The organism is Thermodesulfomicrobium thermophilum DSM 16697 (assembly GCF_059568695.1).
On sequence record NZ_JCANTW010000019.1, the window covers coordinates 33,186 to 56,492 of the forward strand.

The window sequence follows — 23,307 nt, forward strand, 5'->3', positions numbered from 1 at the left end:
CCAAGGCGGGGCCTCCCGCCTTGGATCACAGATCCAAGGTCCACACTTCCATGGGTTTTTCCGTCTCCTCGGCCTCGCCGATCTCCTTCCAGGGGCATGGGGTCTCGCATCCGGGGACCTTGGCAAAGCCGAAGCGCTCCCACAGCGCATCCGCAGACCAGTACCCGCTGGGCTTGGCCGGATGCCCAGGGTCCCGGCGCACGGTGTACAGGCACGCCTTGGCAAACCCCTGGGCCCGCGCCGCATCCAGCATGGCGGCAAGCAGGCGGCTGCCCCATCCCTGCCTGCGGCAATCGGCCCGGACCATGACCTCGCCGATATAGAAGTATTCGGACGGGTCCGCACAAAAGGGCTGGATGAAGCACGAGGTCTCCTCGGCCAGCGCGATCCCTGTCGCCGCGGCCACCAGCCCGTGGGCATCGCGGGAAAACAGCACCACGCTGGAGGTGCTTGCAGCATACCGGGAGAGGTACTCCCGCTCGTATTCCATGGAACCGTCGTACAAATACGGATACTCCCGAAAGATGGTGATCCGAAAACGACCCAACGCTTCGATCACCGCGCCAATCTTGGGTCCCTGCAATCGTTCGAGCATCATTTCCTCCCTCCCCCTCCCTGTGCCATCAGTGTCCTGGAAGATGCAACTACCTTGACCACCACGAAATTTTGCTCCACTCTCCCGCAAAAGCGAGGAGACCACATGCTCAAATGCAAAAATTCCGATGACGTGATCCGCGCGGTGCGTGAACACGGCCTGGAGTTGGTGGAGCTCTGGTTCGTGGACGTCCTTGGCGGGCTCAAAAGCTTTCAGGTGCTGCCCGATGAGCTGGAAATCGCCCTGGAAGACGGCATGGGATTTGACGGCTCGGCCTTGGAAGGCTTTTGCCGCATCGAGGAAAGCGACATGCTCGCCAAGCCGGACCCCACGACCTTCCAACTGGTCACCTGGCGGACCGGGGAACCCGCCACCGGCCGCATGTTCTGCCAGATCCTCCACCCCGATGGCCGCCCTTTCGAAGGCGACAGCCGCGCCTGTCTGCGCCGGCTGCTGCAGCGCGCCGCCCGGCGGGGCTACACCCTGTACGTGGGGCCGGAACTGGAGTTTTTCCTCTTTCCCGACGCGCAAACCCCACGCCCCACGGATCCCGGCGGATATTTCGACGCCCCGCCCCATGATCTGGGGACGCCGGTGCGCCGGGCCGTCATCACGGGGCTGCGCGCCATGGGCATCGACGTGGAATACGCCCATCACGAGGTCGCCCCGGGCCAACACGAAATCTCCCTGCGCTACGCCGAGGCGCTGCGCATGGCGGACGCCGCCGTCACCTACCGCGCCGTGGTCAAAGACGTGGCCCGACAGCACGGCCTCTACGCCACCTTCATGCCCAAGCCCATTGCCACCATCAACGGCAGCGGCATGCACGTCCACCAGTCGCTGTTCAAAAATGGCCGCAACGTCCTCCACGACGCAAGCGCCCCCTACGGCTTGAGCCGCGAAGGCCGCGCCTACGTGGCCGGGCTGTTGCGCTACGCGCCGGAATTCACCGCCATCACCAACCAATGGGTCAACTCGTACAAACGGCTCATCCCGGGCTTCGAGGCGCCGGTATCGGTGGTGTGGGCCTGCCGCAACCGCTCGGCGCTGGTACGCATCCCGCAATACAAACCCAGCCAAGAAAACGCCTTCCGCGTGGAGCTGCGCTCCCCAGATCCGGCCTGCAACCCCTACCTCGCCTTTGCCTGCATCCTCGCCGCAGGGCTCAAAGGCATGGAGGAAAACCTCCCCCTGCCGGACCCTGTGGAAGAAGACGTCAGCGCCCTCTCGGCCCTCCAACGCCAGGAGCGCGGCATCGCCACTCTGCCCGGCAGCTTGGAGAGCGCCCTTGCGGCCATGGAGGCGAGCACACTCGTCCGGGAGACGTTGGGAGAACACATCTTCGCCAAATTCCTCCAAAACAAAAAAGCCGAATGGGAACTGTTCCGTGCGCATGTCACCGACTTCGAACGCGAGCGCTACCTTGCCCGGCTGTGATGCTGACGTATCCGGAGGGCACGGCCCTCTTGACGCTCCGGCGCTTTGGCTTGAAATAGGCGAAAAAACAAATGCGCCGTCGTGCATTGATGCGGCGTCCTCCAAAGCTCAACACGAGTAGCCGCCTGAGAGGTCCCATGCGCCTTCGCCGAAAACTGCCCATCGGCATCCAGACCTTTACCAAGATCCGCCAGGAAAACTGCTACTACGTGGACAAAACGCCGTTCGTGGCGCGTCTGGCCGAGGATGGCGGCTACTATTTCCTCTCCCGGCCCCGGCGCTTCGGCAAATCCCTGTTCCTGGACACCCTGGCCGAGGCCTTTGCGGCACACCGCGAGCTCTTCACCGGCCTGTACCTGGAAAACCATTGGGATTGGGAAAAGCGCCACCCGGTGATCCGCATCAGCTTTGCCGAAGGACAGCTTCAAAGCCGAGCGGAGCTGGAGCGCAGCATCCGGCGCCAGTTGCGGGAAAACGCCCAGCGGCTCGCGGTGCCCGTGACCGCCCCCGAAGACGTCACCGGCAGCTTTGCCGAGCTCATCTCCCGCGCCGCCGAAGCCCACGGCCAGCGCTCGGTGGTGCTCGTGGACGAATACGACAAGCCCATCCTCGACAACCTCACCGATCCGGATACAGCGCGGGCCATGCGCGAGGGTCTGCGCAACCTCTACTCCGTGCTCAAGGGCCGGGATGCCGACCTGCGCTTCGTGTTTTTGACCGGGGTGTCCAAGTTCAACAAGGTGAGCCTCTTTTCCGGGCTCAACAACCTCTACGACCTCACCTTGGATGCCTCAGTGGCCACCATCTGCGGTTACACCGAAGAAGACCTGGACACGGTCTTTGCCCCGGAGTTCGCCGCGGCAGCGGCCGAAGGCCGCCCCTTGGACCGCCGACAGGTACGCGACTGGTACAACGGCTACCGCTGGGGAAGCGAAACATCGGTGTACAACCCCTTCGACGTGCTGCTGCTCTTGCGGCAGCGCGAGTTCCGAGCCTGGTGGTTCGAGACCGCCACCCCGCGCTTTCTCGTGCAGTGGCTGGCCCGCCACCGCTTCTACACCCCGCAGCTGGAGCGCCTCTACGCCAGCGAGCAGCTCCTTTCCGCCTTCGACGTGGAGCACATCGAGCCCGAGGCCCTGCTCTGGCAGACCGGGTATCTCACCCTGACAGAGCGACGCATCACGCCGGCGGGGACCCCGGCCTACGTCTTGGGGCTTCCCAACCAAGAAGTGCGCACGGCCCTCAATGCCGCCCTGCGCGCCACATGGATCACCCCGGAGCTGGAGCGCATCCTGCAGCAAAGCATCTGGGAGATCTACGACATGCTGACCCACGGCGACGCAGCGGCCCTGCACGAGCACTTCCAGCGCCTCTATGCCGGCATCCCGACGGACTGGTACCGCAAAAACCCCATCGCCCAGTACGAAGGCTATTTCGCCAGCGTGTTCTACAGCCACCTGGCGAGCCTGGGGCTTCCCATGGTCGCCGAGGACACCTCGCTGCAGGGCCGGCTGGACCTCATGCTGCGCGCTGGATCTACCGTATGGCTCTTCGAGTTCAAGGTGGTAGAAGGCGACGCCCCCACCGGAGAAGCCCTGGCCCAGCTCAGACCCAACGACTACGCCGCCAAGTACCGCGCCGCACCGGAGGTGGAAAAGCTCCTGCAAGTCGGCGTGGAATTCAGCGCAAGCCGGCGCCAGATCGTGGGCTGGGAGGTGGCGTGAGATCCACAGAAGCGCTGCAAGGCTCCTGCCTCCTTTCCCATCGAAACCTTAGGAGCATAAAGTGGGTGTCCAACAGTCCCAGCATGTCTAAAAGCCCCCTCTGGCAGTTCGACACAGGGGAAGATCTCCGCTTTACCCTTATTTAAGGATATCTCCAACTGGCAATGGATCATCGGATGTCATGGATCCAGACCCCCCGACAGCAGTCCGGATCATTCAGAAAAAGGCCTCAAGCGAGGCTACGTAATCAAGGCTGCGTAATGAATAAAAAATGTGTCCAAAAAATCGAAGACCGATACATGGCCTCGCAAAGACACACACTCGTGATCCCCTCGATTGACTGGACACAAATTTCTTCTTTAATTTCTTGAAGAATGCCAATGAAAAGAAACATTCTCGCTAATTACCTTGGCACGGGTGTTACAGTTTTGGCGCCCATTCTCGCATTGCCATGGTATTTGTCGGTGCTTGGCGCTAAGCAGTATGGTCTGATCGGGTTTATAGCCATGCTTCAGGGGATTCTTGGTTTGCTGGATGCCGGCATGAGCCAGGCTTTGGTGCGTGAGGTGGCGGCACGCTTTGATATGACCGCCCTAGGGCGACAAAGAACAGCGTCTCTACTCTTTGGCTTTGAGCGAATCTACTGGCTGTTCGCTCTGTGCGCCGGGCTTGTCGTCGCGCTACTGGCTGACACTATTGCCACGCATTGGCTCAAACTGGAAGGTTTGCCAGTAGCAACAGGTCGGGAGGCTGTTTATGGTGCAGCAGCCTTGTTCGCCGCCCAGTTTCCAGGCTCCATCTATCGCAGCCTGCTGGTAGGGACGCAGGCACAAATCGCCTTGAATGGCATCATGGCTGCCGGTGTATTATTGCGCCATCTTGGTGGTGTAGTGGGGGTGGTTGTCTGGCCTACATTGTCGGCTTATCTGATCTGGCACATCGCGATTACACTACTCGAAACGTTAATTCGAAGCAGGTGGGCGTGGGGCATAACGCTATTAAAACGAAGCCAGGTCAAATGGGATCCAAATGAATTGCGTCCGGTTTGGCGATTGGTTGCCAGCATGTCTGGCGCTACCCTGTTGGGCGTGCTGACAGTGCAAATGGACAGGATCGTGCTGAGTCGGATGGTGGGGATTGAGCAATTTGGTTATTACACGGTTGCTGCAACGGTAGCCACTGGCTCGCTTCAGTTACTCTATCCATTGACGCAGGCCGTATTGCCGCGTGCGATTCAGATGAGGAACGATCCCGTTGCCTTGCGCGGCTTGTGTGTCAAGCTGGCCGGGCTGATCGCTCTGCTTGTTGGCTCAGCCGCCATGACATACATTGTCATCGGCAAATGGCTGCTGGAAGTCTGGTTGAGAAACACCGAGGCTGTTACAGCCATCTACCCGATACTATCTGTCCTGCTTGTTGGGACAGTCTTGAATGCCTTTTACAATGTAGGTTATGTGAATTGGCTAGCCCGAAAGAAGGTCTACATGATATTGCGGGTAAATGCGTTTGCCCTAATCCTTTCCGTGCTATTAATTCCGCTTCTTGTTTCGTGGCAGGGTACGATAGGGGCTGCATTTGGCTGGTTGGTGATTAATTTGATCGGATTGGCGTTCAGTTTGGGGTGGGTTAAAAGGCTGCCAAATGAGAGAAGTGATTAGAAAAATTCACTGGTTGCTATGCGTCCAGTTCGGTATTGATATCAGACGGTTGCTTCGCTCATTAAGGGGGCTTCCTCGTTATGTCCGAGATTTGTTCCGATTCTGCAAAGAATATGAGGGGCAAATCGGCTTTCTTCCCTGTTTGCACGACTGGTATGAAGAGGGCGGAGCCACAAAAAATGAATATTTCTGGCAAGACTTGTATGTGGCGCAGAAGATTCATTTTTCCAATCCGGAAAAGCATGTTGATATTGGCTCGCGAGTAGATGGCTTTGTTGCCCATGTGGCTAGTTTTAGGGAAATCGAGGTATTCGACATTCGCCCAGTCACATCTCAAATACCGGGGGTTACCTTCCGGCAAGCGGACCTGATGAACCCGTCCGCGACGCTGGTCGAATATTGCGACTCGTTGTCGTGTTTGCATGCCCTAGAACATTTTGGCTTGGGCCGCTATGGCGACCCAATTGACCCCCATGGGTATGCGTCGGGATTGGCTAATATGGCCAGAATGCTCCAACCAGGGGGGCTGTTTTATTTATCCGTGCCCATCGGCCGGGAGCGTGTTGAGTTCAATGGACACCGCATATTCGATCCACTTTCACTGGTTCGACTCGCTGCGGAAAACGGCTTGGTGCTCCGGGAGTTCGCCTGGATAAGAGCGGGTCAGACGCTTGTTCTATCCGCCAGCCCGCAGCGGGACATAGAGGAGTTGGGCAAGCTGCCATATGTGTTAGCAATTTTTACCTTCGTCAAACAATAAGGGTAAGGGAATGAAGAAGTTGTTAAAAAAAATGATCGACGTCAATGTCAACGATGAAGCGCGCAATCGGTGGCTGGCGGCGACCTTGGCAACAATCCCTCAAGGTTTGCGTATTCTAGATGCTGGGGCGGGTGAACTTCGCAACAAGTCGCTGTGCATCCATTTGATTTATGTATCCCAGGATTTTTGTCAATATGATGGCAGGGGGGGATGCTCAGGGTTTGCAAACGGGAACGTGGAATACTAGCCAAATCGATCTGGTTTGTGACATCACGAATATACCAGAGCCAGATGCTTCGTTTGATGTCGTTCTTTGCAGTGAAGTATTAGAACATTTACCCGATCCGCTCAAAGCGCTCGATGAGTTTGCTCGTCTCCTCAAGCCCGGTGGGAAATTGATCCTCACGGCACCTTTTGCTTCGCTCGTCCACTTTGCGCCATACCATTACGCCAGTGGTTTTAGCCGCTGCTGGTACGAATACCACCTGCCACGGCGAGGCTTTGAGATTCAGGAACTGACGCCAAACGGAGACTGGTTTTCTTATACCAAACAGGAGATGTTACGACTACCTGCCATGGCACGGCGTTGCGGGGATTGGTGCTGGCCGCTCGCCTATCTAGTAGCGGGAATCGGGCTAATTTATTTCTTGTTGCGCGGAAAATCCCGAAGGGCTGACGATCTGGCGTGTTTCGGCTGGCATTGCATAGCAGTCAAGCAGGCAGGGAGGCAAAATGTTTTATCCTGAAAAAATGACATTAATCCGCCCTCATGATAGGGTTCTTGAAATTGGCCCTGGGGCTGCCCCGCATCATAGAAGCAATGCTTTCCTCGAGCTGAAGTTCGAAACGAATAAAGAAAGAATTTCGCAACGCGGTAATGTATATCAGGAACCTAATTTTGGGAAAAGGCCAGTGCATTATTACGATGGTGGTCGCTTTCCTTTCCAAGATGGCGAGTTCGACTATGTGATTTGTTCTCATGTGGTGGAGCATGTCGTCGATCCGCAGAGTTTTCTGAATGAGATTTTTAGGGTTGGAGGAGGACGAGGTTACCTTGAATGTCCATTGGCAACTTATGAATATCTATACAACTTTCATGTTCACCTTCATTTTGTAAAGTTCGATTTTGTTCGGAAGACTCTGTATTACTTGCCTAAGTGCGATACAGAGTTGTCCCAGTTCGCGGCAATTAATTCGTTGTTTTACAAAACGCTCGAGTGTGGATGGGATGACTTGATTGCCTCGAACAAAAAACTTTTTTTCGAGGGTTTTGAATTCACTCAGCCATTTGATATTGAGAAAACCAGGGACTTTGAGAAGCTCGTGCCTTCCCATGCTTTCGTTGTTGCGAAAAGGCCTTTGCGCCGACTCTTCGATCGCATCGCAAATAAGATCGGATTGTAACTAGGCGTGGTTATTTTTCAGTTAAGGGTAGCTTTGGCAACCAGATCTGCCAATTATGCGATCGTGCGTGAGCCTTTCTACTCTTCACCGCGCAACGATTTTCTACGTTCTGCTTCGTCAGAAATTGAGCTGAGCCATGATCATCGTTCGTCTCTGTGGTGGTTTGGGCAACCAGATGTTTCAGTACGCGGCAGGCCTGGCGGTTGCCTGTCGAGTAGCGTCGGATGTCCGGTTCGACACCGAGTGGTTTGATAATAACCACGCACATCAAGGGCTTGAATTGAAGCGCGTCTTCGGTCTCGAGCTGCCGAAACCTTCAATCGCTGATTTGCAAAAAGTGCTGGGCGTGTGCGCGCGTCCTGTCGTCAGGCGGCTTTTGTCGCGCCGTTCTTTGCGCAGCCTCCGACCGAAGGCGCTGGTCATCGAACCCCATTTCCATTACTGGGCCGGCATCGAGCATCTGCCCGACGATGTGTATCTGGACGGCTACTGGCAAAGCGAAAAATATTTTTCGTGCATCGCCGACACGATCCGGCAACAGTTCCGTTTCATCGAGCCGCTCGACCCGCGCAATGCTGCCCTAATCGATGAGATGCAGTCCTGCGTGAGTGTCTCCCTGCATATCCGTCGAGGAGATTACTTTAACAATCCTGAGACTAGGCGCGTACACGGCGTGGACTTGTCTGAGTATTACCCGGCTGCGGTTGCCACGATGCTCGAAAAGACGAGAGTCGAGCGCTTCTATGTCTTCTCCGATGACCCCCAATGGGTTTTGGAGCATCTCAGATTGCCTGTCCCTTACACGTTGGTCGACCATAACCCCGGTGCGGCAAGTTATCGCGACATGCAGCTGATGAGCGCGTGTCGGCATCACATTATCGCCAACAGCAGTTTCAGCTGGTGGGGGGCGTGGCTCAATCCGCGTCCGGGCAAAATCGTCACTGCGCCCAGGCGCTGGTTCAACATTGACGTTTTTGACACCCGAGACCTATACTGCTCTGGTTGGATCGTGCTATGACTTACGATAACCAAGGTGTCGTTGCCGATGCTTGTGGATTACCCCCTAACGACATCAGCAAGTTGATCCCCTACATGGATAGCGGCAGGTCGTTGGACTAATAAAACGGGATACGCCTGATAAGGTTGCCTGAGAATGAAAACTCCCGCTGTGTCATGGCTTCTATGTGCGCACAAGTTCAATGATTATGTATTCCAAGCAATCGACTCCTGCTTACATCAAACAATCCAGGATTTTGAGCTCATAATAGTGGTCAACGGTGAGCAACGAGACGTGCTCGCCCAAAAAATTCAAGAAGTATATGGCTATGACAAAAGAGTAAATATCTACTCGACAGAATTACGATACCTAACTTTCAGTTTGAATCTTGGTTTACACTATTCTAAATCAGAATTCATTGCCAGAATGGACTCAGATGATATATCGACGCCAGACAGACTAGAGCGCCAGTTAGAATTTATGCAAAAAAATCAAGATATATCAATTCTCGGAACAAACTATAACATCATCGATGAACATGGAAATTTAATTAAAAAGATAAATTTACCATTAGATGACAAATCAATAAAAAGAAAATTAAAATATGGAAATCCAATTTGCCATCCTTCTGTAATTTTTAGAAAAAAAATAGTTATAAGAGAAGGTGGATATATGGGTGGAATTTATGCACAAGACTATGATTTGTGGTTAAGACTCGCCCAAATTACTGATGTAAAATTTGCAAATATAGAAGATGTATGTTTGCATTATAGATATACTGGAGTTGGTGAAGCGAGAAAAAATATACATGCCTATGCATCTGCAGCAGGGGCATTAATGAATTCGTTTGTCGCTTCTCGTCGGATCAGTTTACTTCCTGGATTGCTCTGTACAATAGGAAAGTCATTGTTTCTTGCTAAATAAATCTTTGATACTTTGATGTGCGGAATAGTCGGCGCGGCCAAGGCCGCGCTTATAATTTAAAAGAGACGGACCTAATCTATGTGTGGCCTGACCGGTTTCTGGCAGCCTGGCGGCTGTCCCGCAGATGCGGCTAGTGCCACTGCGCAGCGCATGGCGGACACGCTCATCCACCGCGGGCCCGATGATGCCGGGGTATGGGTGGATGCAGACGCAGGCATTGCGCTTGCGCACCGCAGGCTGTCGATCCTGGACTTGTCTCCCGCCGGCCATCAGCCCATGGTGTCGGCCGCTCATCGCTATGTGATCATCTATAACGGCGAGATCTACAACCACCTGGAACTGCGCCACAGGCTCGAGTCCGAGGGCCGAGCACCGGCCTGGCGTGGCCATTCCGATACCGAAACGCTGTTGGCTGCGTTTGAAGCCTGGGGTATCGAAAAGACGCTCACGCGCTGCGTGGGCATGTTCGCCCTGGCGCTGTGGGACCGTAAAACGCGCACGCTGACGCTTGCCCGCGACCGCATGGGCGAAAAGCCGCTCTACTATGGCTGGGTGCGCGGAACACTGGTGTTTGGCTCGGAACTCAAGGCCCTGCGGGCCCACCCGGGTTTTGACAACGCCATCGAGCGGCGGGCGCTGACGCTCTTTATGCGGTACAACTATGTGCCGGCACCGTGGAGCATTTTTGAGAACACCTGGAAGCTGCCGCCGGGCTGCTATGTGCAGTTTGCTGCCGCCGCCCTCACGCCTGGTTCTTCTCCCATGGGAAGAGGAGAGGTCAAACCCTATTGGTCGGTGCGGGATGTAGCAGAGGCGGGACTGCTCCACCCGCTCGCCGACAACGAGGCAGCGGCGGCGGAAAAACTGGAAGCGCTGCTCAAGCAAAGCATCGCTAGCCAGATGGTGGCGGACGTCCCGCTGGGAGCGTTTCTTTCCGGTGGTATCGACTCCAGCACGGTGGTGGCGCTCATGCAGGCGCACAGCAGCCGGCCGGTCCAAACCTTCTCCATCGGCTTTCACGAAGACGAATACAATGAAGCCGAGCACGCCAAGGCCGTGGCGCGCCACTTAGGCACGAATCACACCGAGCTTTATGTGACGCCGGAAGAGGCCATGGCGGTCATCCCCAAGCTGCCGACGCTGTATGACGAGCCCTTTGCCGATTCATCGCAGATCCCCACCTTTCTGGTGGCGGAGCTCGCCCGCCGGCAGGTGACGGTGAGCCTTTCCGGCGATGGCGGCGATGAACTGTTCGGGGGCTACACACGCTATTTTTGGACGCGCTCGCTATGGCGGCGCCTTGCCCAGATCCCTATGGAGTTGCGTCGCGCGCTGCAAAGAATGCTTATCGCAGTGCCGCCCGCGTGCTGGAATACGTTCCTTGCGGCGATCCACCCCTTGCTGCCACACCGGTATCGGGTCTCCCTGGCTGGAGACAAGGTGCACAAGTTAGCGGAGCTGCTGACGCTGGACTCGCCCCAGGCAGTGTACCGCTACCTTGTCTCGCATTGGAAGCACCCTGCCCAAGAGCTGGTACTGGGGGCCAACGAGCCGCCCACAGTGCTGCAAACGGTCGATGCGTGGCCCCAGGCGCTGCATTCGGACGGCAAGGGCAACAGGCTGGAAGCAATGATGATGTTCCTTGACCAACGCACGTACCTTCCGGACGACATTCTGGTGAAGGTGGACCGCGCGGCGATGGGGGTGAGTCTGGAAACACGCGTACCGTTCTTGGACCACCGCGTGGTGGAGTTTGCCTGGCGCCTGCCGCTTACGATGAAGATCCGCGGCGGGCAGGGCAAGTGGCTGCTGCGGCAGGTGCTCTACCGCTACGTACCGAAGGCGCTCATCGAGCGCCCCAAGATGGGTTTTGGCGTCCCCCTCGACCGCTGGCTGCGCGGGCCGCTGCGGGAGTGGGCGGAGGAACTGCTCTCAGAAGCACGACTCAAACAGGAAGGATACCTTGATCCTCTTGCGGTGCGGCAAAAATGGCAGGAACACCTCTCCGGCCGACGCAACTGGGCGTATCCTCTGTGGGATGTGTTGATGTGGGAGGCGTGGCTGGAGTCAGGACGATGAAACCCCCATACCGCGTTGCGATCATGAGCAACGCCGCCTATTCGGTCATCCACTTTCGCCTGCCGCTCATCGAGGAGCTGGTTCGGCAAGGATGCGCGGTGGATGTCTTGGCGCCTACCTGGTCGGCCGAGGAGCGCGCACGGGTGGAGGCGCTCAACGCGCGCTGCGTCCCCTATCCGCTGGATCGCCGCAGCATGCATCCCATGCACCATCTGCGTGTACTGTTGGCCCTGAGAAAGCTTTTCCGGGAAAACGCCTATGATGCGCTGCTCACCTATACGGCGCAGCCCAATGTGTGGGGGACGCTTGCAGCGGCGTGGGCGGGCATTCCCCGACGGGTGGTCATGGTGGAAGGCATGGGGTACGCTTTTACCCAACGTGGCCCAAACACGCGGTCAGTGCGTCAGCTGCTGCTTGGATGGATGCTCTCGCTCTTGTATCGGACTGCATTCCGAGCGGCCCATCAAGTAATCGTACTGAACGCAGATGATGCCCAAGAGTTGCAGCAGCGCTGTGGCCTGCCCCCCCAGAGCATATTGCTGTTAGGCCCCATTGGCGTGCCCCTCGACCAATGGCCGATGCACCCGCCGCACACGCAGCCCATCACTTTCACGATGGTGGCCCGGCTGCTGCGGGAAAAAGGGGTGCTGGAATTTTTGGACGCCGCGCGGCAGGTAAAAAGCAAGCACCCGGCCACGCGCTTTTGGCTCCTTGGTCCGCTGGATGACAATCCAGGGGCGCTGGACGCAAACGACCTGCAGCCGTACGTGCAGGACGGCACCGTGGAGTGGCCCGGTTCGGTGGACGTGCGGCCGTGGCTGGCGCAGACCAGCGTGTTTGTGCTGCCATCCTACCGCGAGGGCGTGCCGCGCAGCACGCAGGAAGCCATGGCCATGGGCCGCCCGGTCATCACCACCGACGCCCCCGGCTGCCGCGAAACGGTGATCCATGGCGGCAACGGCTTTTTGGTGCCGCCGCGGGATACACAGGCGCTGGCGCAGGCCATGCTGCGCTTTGTGGAGGAGCCTCAATGGATCGAGTCCATGGGCCGGGAAAGCCGCCGCCTGGCCGAGGAGCGCTTCGACGTGCGGCGGGCCAATGCGGTTTTGGTGCGCGCACTGCTACCGGGAGAATGAGCCGTGCAGGTACTGATCGTCGCCTTCTTGGTTGCCTTCACGATCACGCTATGGATCGTGCGTCTGCGCCATCTGCACGGCCGCCTTACCGCGGACAGCACTCAGGGGGTGCAAAAATTTCACGTGGGCAGCGTCCCCCGAGTGGGGGGCGTGGGATTGCTCGGCGGCATGGTGGCGGCGTGGATGGTGCTCCTCGCGCGCGGAAGCAATGAATCCAATCTGATGGGGATACTGCTTGTGGCAGCGCTTCCCGCCTTTCTCATGGGCCTTGCCGAGGACATCTCCAAAAAAGTGGGGCCGCTGCCCCGCCTGGTGGCCACCATGGTGGCTGCGGGGCTGGGCGCCTGGTGGGCAGGAGCCGTGCTCCCACGGCTGGACGTACCCGGCGTGGACGCCCTCCTTGCCTGGTGGCCCGCTGCCACGACCTTTACGGTCTTTGCCGTGGCCGGAGTGGCCCATGCCGTGAACATCATCGACGGCTTCAACGGCCTGGCATCCATGGTGGTGGCCTTGATGCTGGCGGCCCTGGGATACGTGGCCTACCTCGTGGAAGACGCCCTGGTGTGGAACATGACCCTGGCGGGGATGGGCGCCTTGTGGGGATTTTGGCTGTGGAACTACCCCCGCGGCCTCATCTTCCTGGGCGATGGGGGGGCGTATCTTGCCGGGTTCTGGTTTGCCGAGGCCGCGGTGCTGCTCACGGCCCGCAACCCCCAAGTCTCGCCGTGGTTCGGCCTGCTGGTGGGATTGTATCCGGTCTTCGAGACGGTGTTTTCCATCTACCGCCGCCGTATCCTGCGGCGGCGCAGCGCCGGGCTCCCCGACGCCCTGCACCTGCATTCCCTCATCTTCCGTCGGTTCATCCGCTGGGCCATGGGGAAGGCTGCCGCCCGAGACCTCACCCGCCGCAACGCCGCCACAGCACCCTACCTCTGGTTCCTGGCGCTGACCTCCATCGCCCCGGCGGTCGTCTTCTGGCGGCATACCTCGGTGCTCGCCCTCTTCGCCCTGGCCTTTATCCTGTTCTATATTTGGGCCTACCAGCGCATCGTGCGCTTCCGCACCCGCGAGCTTGCGCCCTGGCGCCGCCGCTGAGGCGTCCGCTCTCCAATCCGCCCTCCACGCGCATTTGACGCCGCGAAACTTCTCCGCCACAAGGCCTGCCGGGAGGTTGCCGATGAACGACTACGCTGTCCGCCGTACCCGTCTCCAAGCCGCCATGGAGGCTGCCGGAGTGTGCTCCTTGCTCGTCTCCGCCCCTGCCAACCGCTACTATCTCTCGGGCTTCGAACTCCACGACACCCAGTGCAACGAGTCCTCGGGCGTGCTCCTCATCCGCCTGGACGGGCCGAACGCGCTCCTCACCGATTCCCGCTTCGAGGAGACGGCGACCGAGTGCCTGGGCGCGGAATCCGTGGTCATCTACCGTCGCCGCAAAGACCTTGCCGCCATGCTGAGCGACCTCGGCGTCGCCGAACTCTGGGTGGAGGAAGACTCCCTGTGCGTCCGCGAATACCGGGCCTTGGCGGAAAAGATCCAGCTGCACCCCGCCCCGCCCTTGGTGGAGGAGATGCGCCGCATCAAGAGTGCAGAGGAAATCGCCCGGCTTCGGGCGTCCTGCGCCGTCAACCACCGGGTGTTCGCCCGGGTAACCGAGATGCTGCGCCACGGGATCACCGAGGCCGAGCTCGCCTGGGAGCTGGAACGCAGCTTCCGCGAAGCCGGGGCCGAGGCCTTGAGCTTCCCCACCATCGTCGGATTCGGCCAAAACGGCGCCAAGGCCCATGCCATCCCCGGAAACCAGCGCCTGGAGCCCGAGACCCCGGTCCTGGTGGACATGGGCTGCCGTCTACAGGACTACTGTTCGGACCAGACGCGCAGTTTCTGGTATGGCAGCCGCCCCGGTCCAGAGTTTTCCCGCGCCCTCGCCCTGGTGCAGGAGGCCCAGGCCGCGGCCATCGAAGCAATCGCCCCTGGAGTCCCGTGTGCCGAAGTGGACCGTGTGGCCCGGGAGTTTCTGGCCCGCCATGGCGTGGCCGAGCACTTCACCCACAGCCTCGGGCACGGCATCGGTCTGGAGACGCACGAGGCCCCGCGCTTGGCGGCCCACGATCCCACCATCCTGGAGCCGGGCATGGTGGTCACCGTGGAACCGGGGCTCTATTTCCCCTGGGGAGGCGTGCGCTGGGAACACATGGTGGTGGTGACCGAAACGGGACACGAAGTCCTCTAGATGCATCCGGGCGCTCCCCAGCCCCCCCACAAAAGCCCATGCCCAACCACTCCCCAACTCCAAAGCCACGACGCAGCCGCGTCCTCTACGTGGAGGTCCCGCGGACCGACATCGCCCGCTTCCGCTTTCTGCTGGAGGCCTACGGGCACCTGGCCATTGCCACGGTGCTTGATCGCTTTCGGGCGGTACTCAAACTGCGATGCACCCGTGAAGCCGAAACCGAGGTGCGCGCCCTACTTCCCGCCCTCGGCGCCCGTCTCCTCCTGGATCCCGAAGAAGCGCCGGGCCGTAGCCCCGCAGCGCCGCCACACGAGCGCCGGGTCCTCCCCACGCAGCCGGGCCACCTCCCGGGCCGTGAAGACCAGTAGCGCGGGTTCGTTGCGCTGGCCCCGGTACGGTTCGGGCGCAAGATAGGGACAATCGGTCTCCAGCACGAAGGAATCGGGAGGAAGCCCCGCCACTGCGGCCCGCAAGGCGTGATTCTTGGGAAAGGTCACCGGGCCGGGGATGGAGAGGATCCAACCGCGGCGGACGATCTCCGCCGCCCAATCGGCGCCCAGCCCAAAACAATGCCACAGCACCGGCCGGTGGGTAAGGCCCATGCGTTCCAAAATGGCGAGGGTGTCGTCTTCGGCCTCACGGCTGTGGATGACCACGGGGACATCCAATCGGAGGGCGAGCTCCAATTGGCGGCACAAGGCATCCTGCTGCACGGCCCGGGGATGGAAGTCATAGTGGTAATCCAGGCCGATCTCGCCCACGGCGCGCAGGCGGCTATCCTCGCGAAAGGCGGCTTCCATGGCCGCCAAAGCATCGGGGGTCGCTTGATCCGCCTCGTGCGGGTGGATGCCCAAGAGGAAAAACACTCCAGGCACGCGAAACCGCGCATGGTCCGCAGCGTACGCCGCAGGCCCCAAGAACACGTTGCCCACGGCGCTCACGCCGCAGGCGCGCGCCCGCTCGAGCACGAGGAGCGGATCTTCGTAGCGGTCTCCGTCCAAATGGGCGTGGGTGTCCACTCCGCCTGGCGGCAGCGCCGCAGCCTCCGGCGCCGGCCGTGGGGCTTTGCGGCTCACCGCGAAACCTCCCGCTCGCCCTTTTCCCACGCCGGGAAGGGCACGGCCTCGTCCACCAGCATCACCGGGATCTCGTCCCGAATGGGATAGACCAACTGGCAGGCCGCGCAATGCAGCCCCTCTTCCGCGCCCAGCACCACCAGATCGCCCTTGCAGGCCGGGCAGCACAAAATCTGCAGCAATTCCGGATGTAAGGCCATAAATCCTCCTCAAAAGCGCCTTTACCGCAGCGTTTCCGCTGCGGCCTTCGGGGCTTACGCCGAGGCGCGCCCAAGCTCAAGGGCAAGCCTTGTGTTTTCCCCGGAAGAGAATACAACTCCGCCCATGGCAACACGCATACTCCTTGACATCGGCAACACCACCATCAAGGCGTGCCTCGCCACGGACGAAGGCTTAGGGCCCGTGTACACCCTGCCCACCATCCATCACCACACCGCCGACAGCCTCGGCCTTGCCCTGGACGCCCTGCGCCAGCGCCACGGAGTGGACACGGTCGCCGAGGTGGTCGCTTCGTCCGTGGTGCCCCCTTTGGACCCATTGGTACGTCAGGCTGCCCAGCGTTTTTGGCAGTGCCCCGCACGCTTTGTGCTCCAGGATATCGTGCTTCCCTTGGAGAACCGCTACGCCCGGCCCCAGGAAGTGGGCGCGGACCGCTTGCTCGCCGCATACGCCGCCCGCATGCTCTTTTCCGCCCCCACCCTCATCGTGGTGGATTTCGGCACGGCCACAACCTTTGATTGCGTCCAGGAAAACGCGTACCTGGGCGGACTCATCGCCCCAGGCGTGGCGAGCTCCGTGGCGGCGCTCGGCGCGCAAACGGCCAAGCTTCCGCACATCATCCTGGAGCTCGACGACACGACCCTTGCCATCGGCACCAGTACCCGCCAAAGCATGAACCATGGTGTGCTCTTCGGCTTTGCCGCCATGGTGGAAGGCTTGGTGGCCCGCCTGCGGCAACGCCTTGAAGACCCAAACGCCCAGGTGGTGGCCACCGGAGGCTTTGCCTCCACCATCGCCCGGATTACCGACGCCCTGGAGCACCTCGTCCCGGACCTGCTGCTGCGCGGGCTGCAGCGGATCGCATTTTCCCCTATCCCCTAACCGTTGAAGGAGGAGGCATGAGCACCATTACCGGCATTTTCGCCCGGGAGATTCTCGACTCTCGCGGCAATCCCACCGTGGAAGTGGAAGTGGTTCTGGAATCCGGGGCCAAAGGCCGCGCCGCCGTGCCCTCAGGGGCGTCCACCGGCACCCGCGAGGCGCTGGAGTTACGCGACGGCGACCCCGCCCGCTACGGCGGCAAGGGCGTGGAGACCGCGGTCAAGAATGTCATGGAAGACATCGCCGCAGAAGTGGTCGGCATGGACGCGCTGCGCCAGAACGAGGTTGACCAGGCCCTCATCGATCTGGACGGCACGGAGAACAAAAGCCGGCTGGGCGCCAATGCCATGCTGGGCGTGTCCATGGCCGTGGCCCGGGCCGCGGCGACGCATGTGGGTTTTCCCCTTTTCCGCTATTTGGGCGGGGTCAATGCCAAGGTCTTGCCCGTGCCGCTCATGAATATCGTCAACGGTGGCGCCCACGCGCCCAACAACCTGGACATCCAGGAATTCATGATCGTCCCCTTGGGCGCCGAGACCTTCCGCGAGGCCCTGCGCATGGGCGCGGAGACTTTCCACACCCTGAAAAAAATCCTCCACAAGGACGGCCACGTCACCAGCGTGGGCGATGAGGGCGGCTTTGCCCCCAATTTGGCGAGCCATGACCAGGCCCTCGGCTACATCGTCCGCGCCATCGAAGAGGCTGGCTACGTGCCGGGCAAACAGATCTCCCTCGCCCTGGACGCTGCGGCCTCCGAGTTCTTCCATGACGGCAAGTACGTTTTCGCCGGCGAGGATCGCACCTTCTCCGCCGAAGAGCTCACCGACTACTACGCCGAATTGGCCAACAAATATCCCATCATCAGCCTGGAAGACGGCCTGGCGGAGGGTGATTGGGACGGCTGGGAGTACCTGTCGGAAAACCTCGGCGACCGGCTGCAACTGGTGGGCGATGATATCTTCGTCACCAACCCCACGCTTTTGGCCGAAGGCATCCTGCGCGGGGTGGGCAACGCCATCCTCATCAAACTCAATCAGATCGGTACGGTCACCGAAACCTTGGACTGCATCGAAATGGCACGAAGCGCGGCCTACGCCACGGTCATCTCCCACCGCTCGGGCGAGACCGAAGACAGCTTCATCGCCGACCTTGCGGTGGCGGTGAACGCCGGTCAGATCAAGACCGGCTCGCTGTGCCGCTCCGATCGCTTGGCCAAGTACAACCAGCTGCTGCGTATCGAGGAAGCCTTGGACGACATTGCCATCTACTATGGCCCGGCCATGGCGGCCAATTGGTACGACGAAGACTAAGGCAAGCGGCCCCTCGGGGCCGCTTCGTTTTGCGGTGGCCAAGGCCCCGCTTTCGCATCCCATAAGGAGAACTGCATGATCGTGCTCGACGGCAAGGCCGTAGCCGCCCAGATGCGGGCGGAAATCCGCGCCGAAGTGGAGAACATCCGCGCCCGTGGCGGACGCGTCCCCGGGCTCTGCGTCATTTTGGTGGGGGAAGATCCGGCATCCCAGGTATACGTGCGCAACAAAGAACGGGCGTGTGAGGAAGTCGGCTTTGTCTCTCAGGTCATCCGCATGCCGGAGACAACCACACAGGAAAGCCTCCTGGCCACCATCGACGCCCTCAACGCCGACCCTGCGGTGGACGGCATCCTACTCCAGCTCCCCTTACCTCGCGGCCTCGACACCCAAAAGTGCCTTACCCGCATCGCCCCCCACAAGGACGTGGACGGGTTCCACCCGGAAAACATGGGCCGCCTCGTACAGGGCCTCCCCGGGCTGCGGCCCTGCACCCCGGCCGGAGTCATGGAGCTTCTGCGACGCTACGACATCACCTGCGCAGGCAAACACGCCGTGGTGGTAGGACGCAGCACCATTGTGGGCAAGCCCATGGCCCTCATGCTCCTGGAAGCCCACGCCACGGTCTCCGTGTGCCACTCCCGCACTCCGGACCTGGGGGCCATCACCCGCCAGGCGGACATCCTCGTGGCCGCAGTGGGCATGCCGTGCCTCATCCGGGAAGACATGGTGGCCGAAGGCGCCGTCGTGGTGGATGTGGGCATCAACCGCACCGAAGCAGGCCTTGTGGGCGACTGCGACTATCCCGCACTCACTCCCAAGGCCGCGGCCATGACGCCTGTGCCCGGCGGCGTGGGGCCCATGACCATTGCCATGCTGCTTGCCAACACCCTTACGGCCTACCGCCAGCACTCCGCCCCGCGCGTTTAAGCAACGAGCACGCCACAATAGCCCACCACCCGGTCGGTGTCGCCGCCGGCATCGGCCGAGGTGGCATAGCCCACCAGTTCGGCCGTCTTGGCGCCCCGGATGCACGCCCATTGCAGCCCCAAGGTCATGGGGTAGGCCCCGCACATGGAGATCCCATGCTCGCGCACGACACCGTAGAGCCCCATGGGATCGAGGGCGAGGATGCGATCAATGGCCAGACGGTCCACCTTCCGGGTGGTGGCGTCGTCGGCGAAGTGATTCATGTCGGAACTCACCACCACGCTGACGGGCTCCTCCCACGCCTGAGTCACCTCGGCCATGCGGGCGGCAACCCCCGCAAGCACCTGCGGCCGGGGATCGGCCACGGCGATAGGTACGATGCGCATGGCAGGATTTTTTCCGAAAAGGAAAGGGAGGAGGACTTCCAGTGAGTGCTCCCGCAGATGCGCCGCCGTGTCTGCAGTCAGGCTGGGCTCGGCCTCCAGGAGCGCCTGCGCCAGCGCGGCGTCCACCTCCAGCGCCCCTCCTGGGATATGCCACCGGCCGTGGGGCCATACTGCCATGGGGGCTCCCAGGCCGGTGTGGTTGGGGCCTAAAAGGATCACGGTCTGCGCCAGGTTGGCCGCACCAAGCGTTTCGCCCGCCAGACGGCCGGAGAACATGTAGCCCGCATGGGGGGCCATGGCCAAAAGGGTCGGGTGCTGTCGCTCCTTTCCTTTGGCGAGGGCGGCACGCACCACGCCGCTGAGGGTTTCTGGGTCCTGAGGATAAAATTGTCCGGCAACGATAGGGAACCGATCTTGGCTCATCGACATCTCCTTTCCCAAAGGCGCTTTTCGCCGCATCCAATGCCCGTGGGCATGCCGCCTTCACTCCCACTGTACGCGGTTATTGAAGGCGATCCAGACGCTCGGCAATGGCCGCGGCCGTGAGGTCCGAACGGGCCATGCGGGCATACAGGGAATCCGGGGCCGCGTCGATCAGGGCGTTGAGGCTCGCCCGCCAGGCCTCTTCCCGGGCCAAACGCCGCTCAATCTGGGCCTTACGATACACCCATGCGGACCACTGGGGGGTCTTCGGCTCCAGCCGACGCTCGTATTCTTCAGCCCACATGAGGGCCTCATCGAGGCGGCCGGTGTTTTCCGTGATATCCGTCAACATGGCCAAAGCGTCCCGGATCTTTTCGGGATCGCTGTTCTTGTGCAGCAGTAAGGAAAGGGCTTCCTGGGCAGCAGTGTACGCTTGCTCCCACTCTCCTTCGGCATACGCGGCGCGAGCGAGAAAATAGAGGGCATGGCCCCGCTGCGTGGGCGGGAGATCCACGTCGATGGCCAAGTGCCGCCAGATGGCAAGGGCGTCTTTTTCCTGATTCAAATTCTCAAACGCAAGGGCGAGGGCGTAGTCCACCTGACGCTGCCGCGCTTCACCCAAATTCCAGTCCTTCACTCGGGAGGCCAAGTCCACCACGTCGCTCCAGCGCCCCAAATCCACGAGCACGGCCAGGGCCAAATCCAGGGCAGGCAGGGAAAACTCCCCTTGGGCAATGGAGCCGTAGAAGAAGGGACGGGCGATCTCCAACGTCTTCTCAGGCTGTCCGAGCTTGAGGTAGGCCATGGCCAAGGCCAGGCGCAGACGATCGCTTTCCAAAAGCCGCTTCGCCATATCCGGATTGGCCTCGAAGCGGGTCACAATGCCGCGATAGTTTTCCTCCTCCGCATCCCGGGCCATCCACCGGGTAAGCGCGGTGAAGATGGTTTCCTTTGCCCGAGACGCCAGCGCATGCTGGGGATAGTCCTGCAAAAAGCGTCGGCCTTGGGCCACGGCCTCATCAAAGCGGCCGGTCCACAAATACCACATGGCGAGCTTGAGGCGGGCGATGGGGGCCAAGGGCGAGTCCGGAAACCGGGTGACGATGTCGGTATAGATGCGCTCCGGCCGCAGGCTGAAGGGCCGATCGAACACCGCGGCCATGCCTTCCAGGGTGGGAGAATCCACGATGCCTTCTTCGGCCAGACGCATCATGGCAATGAGCCCGCCTTCCTTGTCCGGAAATTCGGCGGCCGCCTTTTCGTAAATCCTTTTGGCGGCCTGAGGACTATTTTGCCGAAGATAGATATCACCGATGCGGGCCAGCGCCATGTCCGCGGAGGCACCTTTGTCGCCCATCAGGTTGTAGTAGAGCCACAGCCGCTCCCGAGCCGCATCGAGCAAGCCATGATTCATGGCCACCTGCCCGGCCAGGGAGAGGAATTCCGGGTCGTCGATGTAGTAGCGGGGCCAGCGTTTCTCCACGAAGTCCACGATCTCCCAGGCCTTGGCCCAAAACCCGAGTTCAGCCAAGGCGCGCACCAAGCCCACCGCACTTTGGAGCACCGGCTGGGAATCGGGATACTGCTGGATTACGGCCTGAAAATGGTCTGCGGCCTGACTCCACTGTCCCCGCCGGGAAAAATACTCCCCCCAATAGTAATCGATGAGCGGGACGTGGAAATCTCGGGGGTACTTGCGGCGCAGAAGATCGAAATAGGCCTTGGCCTCGGGCTCGTTGCCCACGGCAAGATTGAGGTACCCCAGATTGATGAGGGCTTGGGGCGCGCGGACGGAGGCAGGATTAAAGTTCAGGGCCTCCAAGAAGGCTTCGCGGACCTTGAGGTACTGACTCGCCAGGTCGTCCTTGGCCTCTTTCATGCGGAGCTCGGCCAGGGTGTACAGCACCTCTTCACGCAAGTGATCCGGGAGATCTGGATACCGACGCAAGGACTCCAGGCCGTCGAGAGCGCCGGGGATATCCCCTCGGGCCAAGGTTTCCTGTACGGTTTGAAAGAGATTTTCCAACTCCGCCGTGCGCTGGGCGTCCGTGGCGTTGGCCTCGGACTGCCCAGGAGAAACAGTTTCCGCACTGGCGTTGGTGTTTGCGGCTACCGACGCAGGAGGCTGTTCCGCACCGGCCGGGGGGGTGGACTTGGCCGTGGCATTGCGAGCGTCTGCGTTTTCGCGCGGCGAGGAAGATTCAGGAGCGCCACCAACGGCAGCCGCGGGGGGCTCTGCAGGGGGGGCTGGGTTCGCGGCCCCCTCCGCAGACACCGAGGCATTGACTTCTGCCGATTGCAGTGCCCCTGGCGCGGCGGACGGGCTTTCTCCGCCCGTTTGCTGCGGCCCCGAGGGCGCCTTAGTGAACGTCGGCGACGCAGCAGCCTGCAGCACTTCGCCGGGACGCTCCGGGGTAGCGGTCGCATCGATGCGGGAGCGCACGCGGTGGGGGGACGGCGGCGGAGGCCCCGCCGGGGCAATGGCGGCGCGCATCCGGTGTGCTGGCGTTTCGTTCCCCCCTGCCGCGGGCGGCTGTATCTCCAGGTGGGGGATCGATATGGTCGTATTGGCGGAAACATCCGCCGGAGGGAGCTGCGCGGCGGAGGCGTTTTCCGGAGGCGGCGGAGTGTCGGCCGAGGTGTTGGACGCTCCCTCAGGAGTCGCGTTCTTCTCCGTGGCATTGGCCGCCGGGGGAGTTTTGGGCCGGCGCGTAAGCTCCAGCACAATTTTGTTCTCCCGCGGCAACGGATAGGCGAGATAATCCACATCTTCACGCCGCAGCTGGACCACCAAGGCGTCCCCTTCCACCCGTACGGCGGCGACAAGACGGGATGGCGTCAGGTCAAAAGGTGCAGGCCGGGCTTCGGCTTTCCAAATGCCTTGAGGCAGGCGCAACGTAATTTCCGTGGCGCTGGTGCGGGCCGTGTCCAACGGCGGCATGACGGTATCAAAGTGGAAGACGAGCCGCTCATGCTGAGGCTGCCGGCTCCAATAATAGCTCGCCGCCCTTACAGGAAGCGGGACAAGGAGCAGAAGGCTGCCAAAAAGGGGCCAGATGCACCTGGCAAAAATAGAGTGCCGCACGCCGAGCCTCTAGCAAGAATCGGGCAACTTGAAGCAACACCAACCAAAA

20 protein-coding genes and 1 pseudogene are annotated in these 23,307 nt (G+C 60.6%); 16 read left to right on the forward strand and 5 right to left on the reverse strand.

Going from position 1 to position 23,307, the window contains the following annotated elements; genetic code table 11:
- Positions 1–25: 25 nt before the first annotated feature.
- Positions 26–598, reverse strand: a complete 573-nt coding sequence (locus tag BR00_RS11625; RefSeq protein WP_496477767.1) for a GNAT family N-acetyltransferase — start codon at positions 596–598, stop codon at positions 26–28.
- Positions 599–700: 102 nt separating this feature from the next.
- On the opposite strand from BR00_RS11625, the gene BR00_RS11630 reads away from it, so the two are divergent.
- From BR00_RS11630 to BR00_RS11690, 13 genes and pseudogenes are all read left to right on the forward strand, one after another.
- A complete protein-coding gene (locus tag BR00_RS11630; protein WP_496477768.1) occupies positions 701–2,032 on the forward strand; it encodes a glutamine synthetase family protein in 1,332 nt (443 codons plus the stop codon).
- Between the two features lie 137 nt (positions 2,033–2,169).
- On the forward strand, positions 2,170–3,756 hold the full coding sequence (locus tag BR00_RS11635; protein WP_496477769.1) for an ATP-binding protein: 1,587 nt from the start codon (positions 2,170–2,172) through the stop codon (positions 3,754–3,756).
- A gap of 380 nt (positions 3,757–4,136) precedes the next feature.
- Positions 4,137–5,414 (forward strand): lipopolysaccharide biosynthesis protein, encoded by a 1,278-nt coding sequence (locus tag BR00_RS11640; protein ID WP_496477770.1) that lies wholly within the window; start codon positions 4,137–4,139, stop codon positions 5,412–5,414.
- Complete coding sequence (locus BR00_RS11645) at positions 5,398–6,174, forward strand: DUF268 domain-containing protein (RefSeq protein ID WP_496477771.1); 777 nt, start codon at positions 5,398–5,400, stop codon at positions 6,172–6,174. The genes BR00_RS11640 and BR00_RS11645 overlap by 17 nt, the downstream gene beginning before the upstream one ends.
- Before the next feature lie 194 nt (positions 6,175–6,368).
- A complete protein-coding gene (locus BR00_RS11650; RefSeq protein ID WP_496477772.1) occupies positions 6,369–6,920 on the forward strand; it encodes a class I SAM-dependent methyltransferase in 552 nt (183 codons plus the stop codon).
- Positions 6,907–7,578 carry a class I SAM-dependent methyltransferase gene (locus BR00_RS11655; RefSeq protein WP_496477773.1) on the forward strand — a complete coding sequence of 224 codons (672 nt, stop codon included), beginning with the start codon at positions 6,907–6,909 and terminating at the stop codon, positions 7,576–7,578. Before BR00_RS11650 ends, BR00_RS11655 begins: the two co-directional genes overlap by 14 nt.
- Before the next feature lie 136 nt (positions 7,579–7,714).
- Positions 7,715–8,596 (forward strand): alpha-1,2-fucosyltransferase, encoded by an 882-nt coding sequence (locus BR00_RS11660; RefSeq protein WP_496477774.1) that lies wholly within the window; start codon positions 7,715–7,717, stop codon positions 8,594–8,596.
- A 135-nt stretch (positions 8,597–8,731) separates the two neighbouring features.
- Positions 8,732–9,499 (forward strand): glycosyltransferase, encoded by a 768-nt coding sequence (locus BR00_RS11665; RefSeq protein ID WP_496477775.1) that lies wholly within the window; start codon positions 8,732–8,734, stop codon positions 9,497–9,499.
- Positions 9,500–9,577: 78 nt separating this feature from the next.
- Positions 9,578–11,578 (forward strand): asparagine synthase (glutamine-hydrolyzing), encoded by a 2,001-nt coding sequence (asnB, locus tag BR00_RS11670; RefSeq protein ID WP_496477776.1) that lies wholly within the window; start codon positions 9,578–9,580, stop codon positions 11,576–11,578.
- Positions 11,575–12,714, forward strand: a complete 1,140-nt coding sequence (locus BR00_RS11675; protein ID WP_496477777.1) for a glycosyltransferase family 4 protein — start codon at positions 11,575–11,577, stop codon at positions 12,712–12,714. The genes asnB and BR00_RS11675 overlap by 4 nt, the downstream gene beginning before the upstream one ends.
- A 3-nt stretch (positions 12,715–12,717) precedes the next feature.
- Positions 12,718–13,809 carry an MraY family glycosyltransferase gene (locus BR00_RS11680; protein WP_496477778.1) on the forward strand — a complete coding sequence of 364 codons (1,092 nt, stop codon included), beginning with the start codon at positions 12,718–12,720 and terminating at the stop codon, positions 13,807–13,809.
- A gap of 82 nt (positions 13,810–13,891) precedes the next feature.
- Positions 13,892–14,947, forward strand: coding sequence for a M24 family metallopeptidase (locus BR00_RS11685; protein ID WP_496477779.1), 1,056 nt, complete (start codon positions 13,892–13,894; stop codon positions 14,945–14,947).
- Between the two features lie 38 nt (positions 14,948–14,985).
- Positions 14,986–15,138, forward strand: a pseudogene (locus BR00_RS11690) (DUF4911 domain-containing protein); the annotation flags it as partial.
- Between the two features lie 42 nt (positions 15,139–15,180).
- On the opposite strand, the gene BR00_RS11695 reads toward BR00_RS11690, so the two are convergent.
- Complete coding sequence (locus BR00_RS11695) at positions 15,181–16,023, reverse strand: TatD family hydrolase (protein WP_496477780.1); 843 nt, start codon at positions 16,021–16,023, stop codon at positions 15,181–15,183.
- A complete protein-coding gene (locus BR00_RS11700; RefSeq protein ID WP_496477781.1) occupies positions 16,020–16,223 on the reverse strand; it encodes a Trm112 family protein in 204 nt (67 codons plus the stop codon). The genes BR00_RS11695 and BR00_RS11700 overlap by 4 nt, the downstream gene beginning before the upstream one ends.
- Before the next feature lie 124 nt (positions 16,224–16,347).
- Between BR00_RS11700 and BR00_RS11705 the strand changes: the two genes are divergently transcribed.
- From BR00_RS11705 to folD, 3 genes are all read left to right on the forward strand, one after another.
- Positions 16,348–17,124 (forward strand): type III pantothenate kinase, encoded by a 777-nt coding sequence (locus tag BR00_RS11705; RefSeq protein WP_496477782.1) that lies wholly within the window; start codon positions 16,348–16,350, stop codon positions 17,122–17,124.
- Between the two features lie 17 nt (positions 17,125–17,141).
- A complete protein-coding gene (gene eno, locus BR00_RS11710) occupies positions 17,142–18,434 on the forward strand; it encodes a phosphopyruvate hydratase (protein WP_496477783.1) in 1,293 nt (430 codons plus the stop codon).
- A gap of 75 nt (positions 18,435–18,509) precedes the next feature.
- A complete protein-coding gene (gene folD, locus BR00_RS11715; RefSeq protein WP_496477784.1) occupies positions 18,510–19,364 on the forward strand; it encodes a bifunctional methylenetetrahydrofolate dehydrogenase/methenyltetrahydrofolate cyclohydrolase FolD in 855 nt (284 codons plus the stop codon).
- On the opposite strand, the gene amrB is transcribed toward folD, so the two are convergent.
- Together amrB and BR00_RS11725 are read right to left on the reverse strand one after the other, a co-directional pair.
- A complete protein-coding gene (gene amrB / locus BR00_RS11720) occupies positions 19,361–20,173 on the reverse strand; it encodes an AmmeMemoRadiSam system protein B (protein ID WP_496477785.1) in 813 nt (270 codons plus the stop codon). The genes folD and amrB overlap by 4 nt on opposite strands.
- A 79-nt stretch (positions 20,174–20,252) precedes the next feature.
- A complete protein-coding gene (locus tag BR00_RS11725; RefSeq protein ID WP_496477786.1) occupies positions 20,253–23,114 on the reverse strand; it encodes a tetratricopeptide repeat protein in 2,862 nt (953 codons plus the stop codon).
- Positions 23,115–23,307 lie beyond the last annotated feature (193 nt).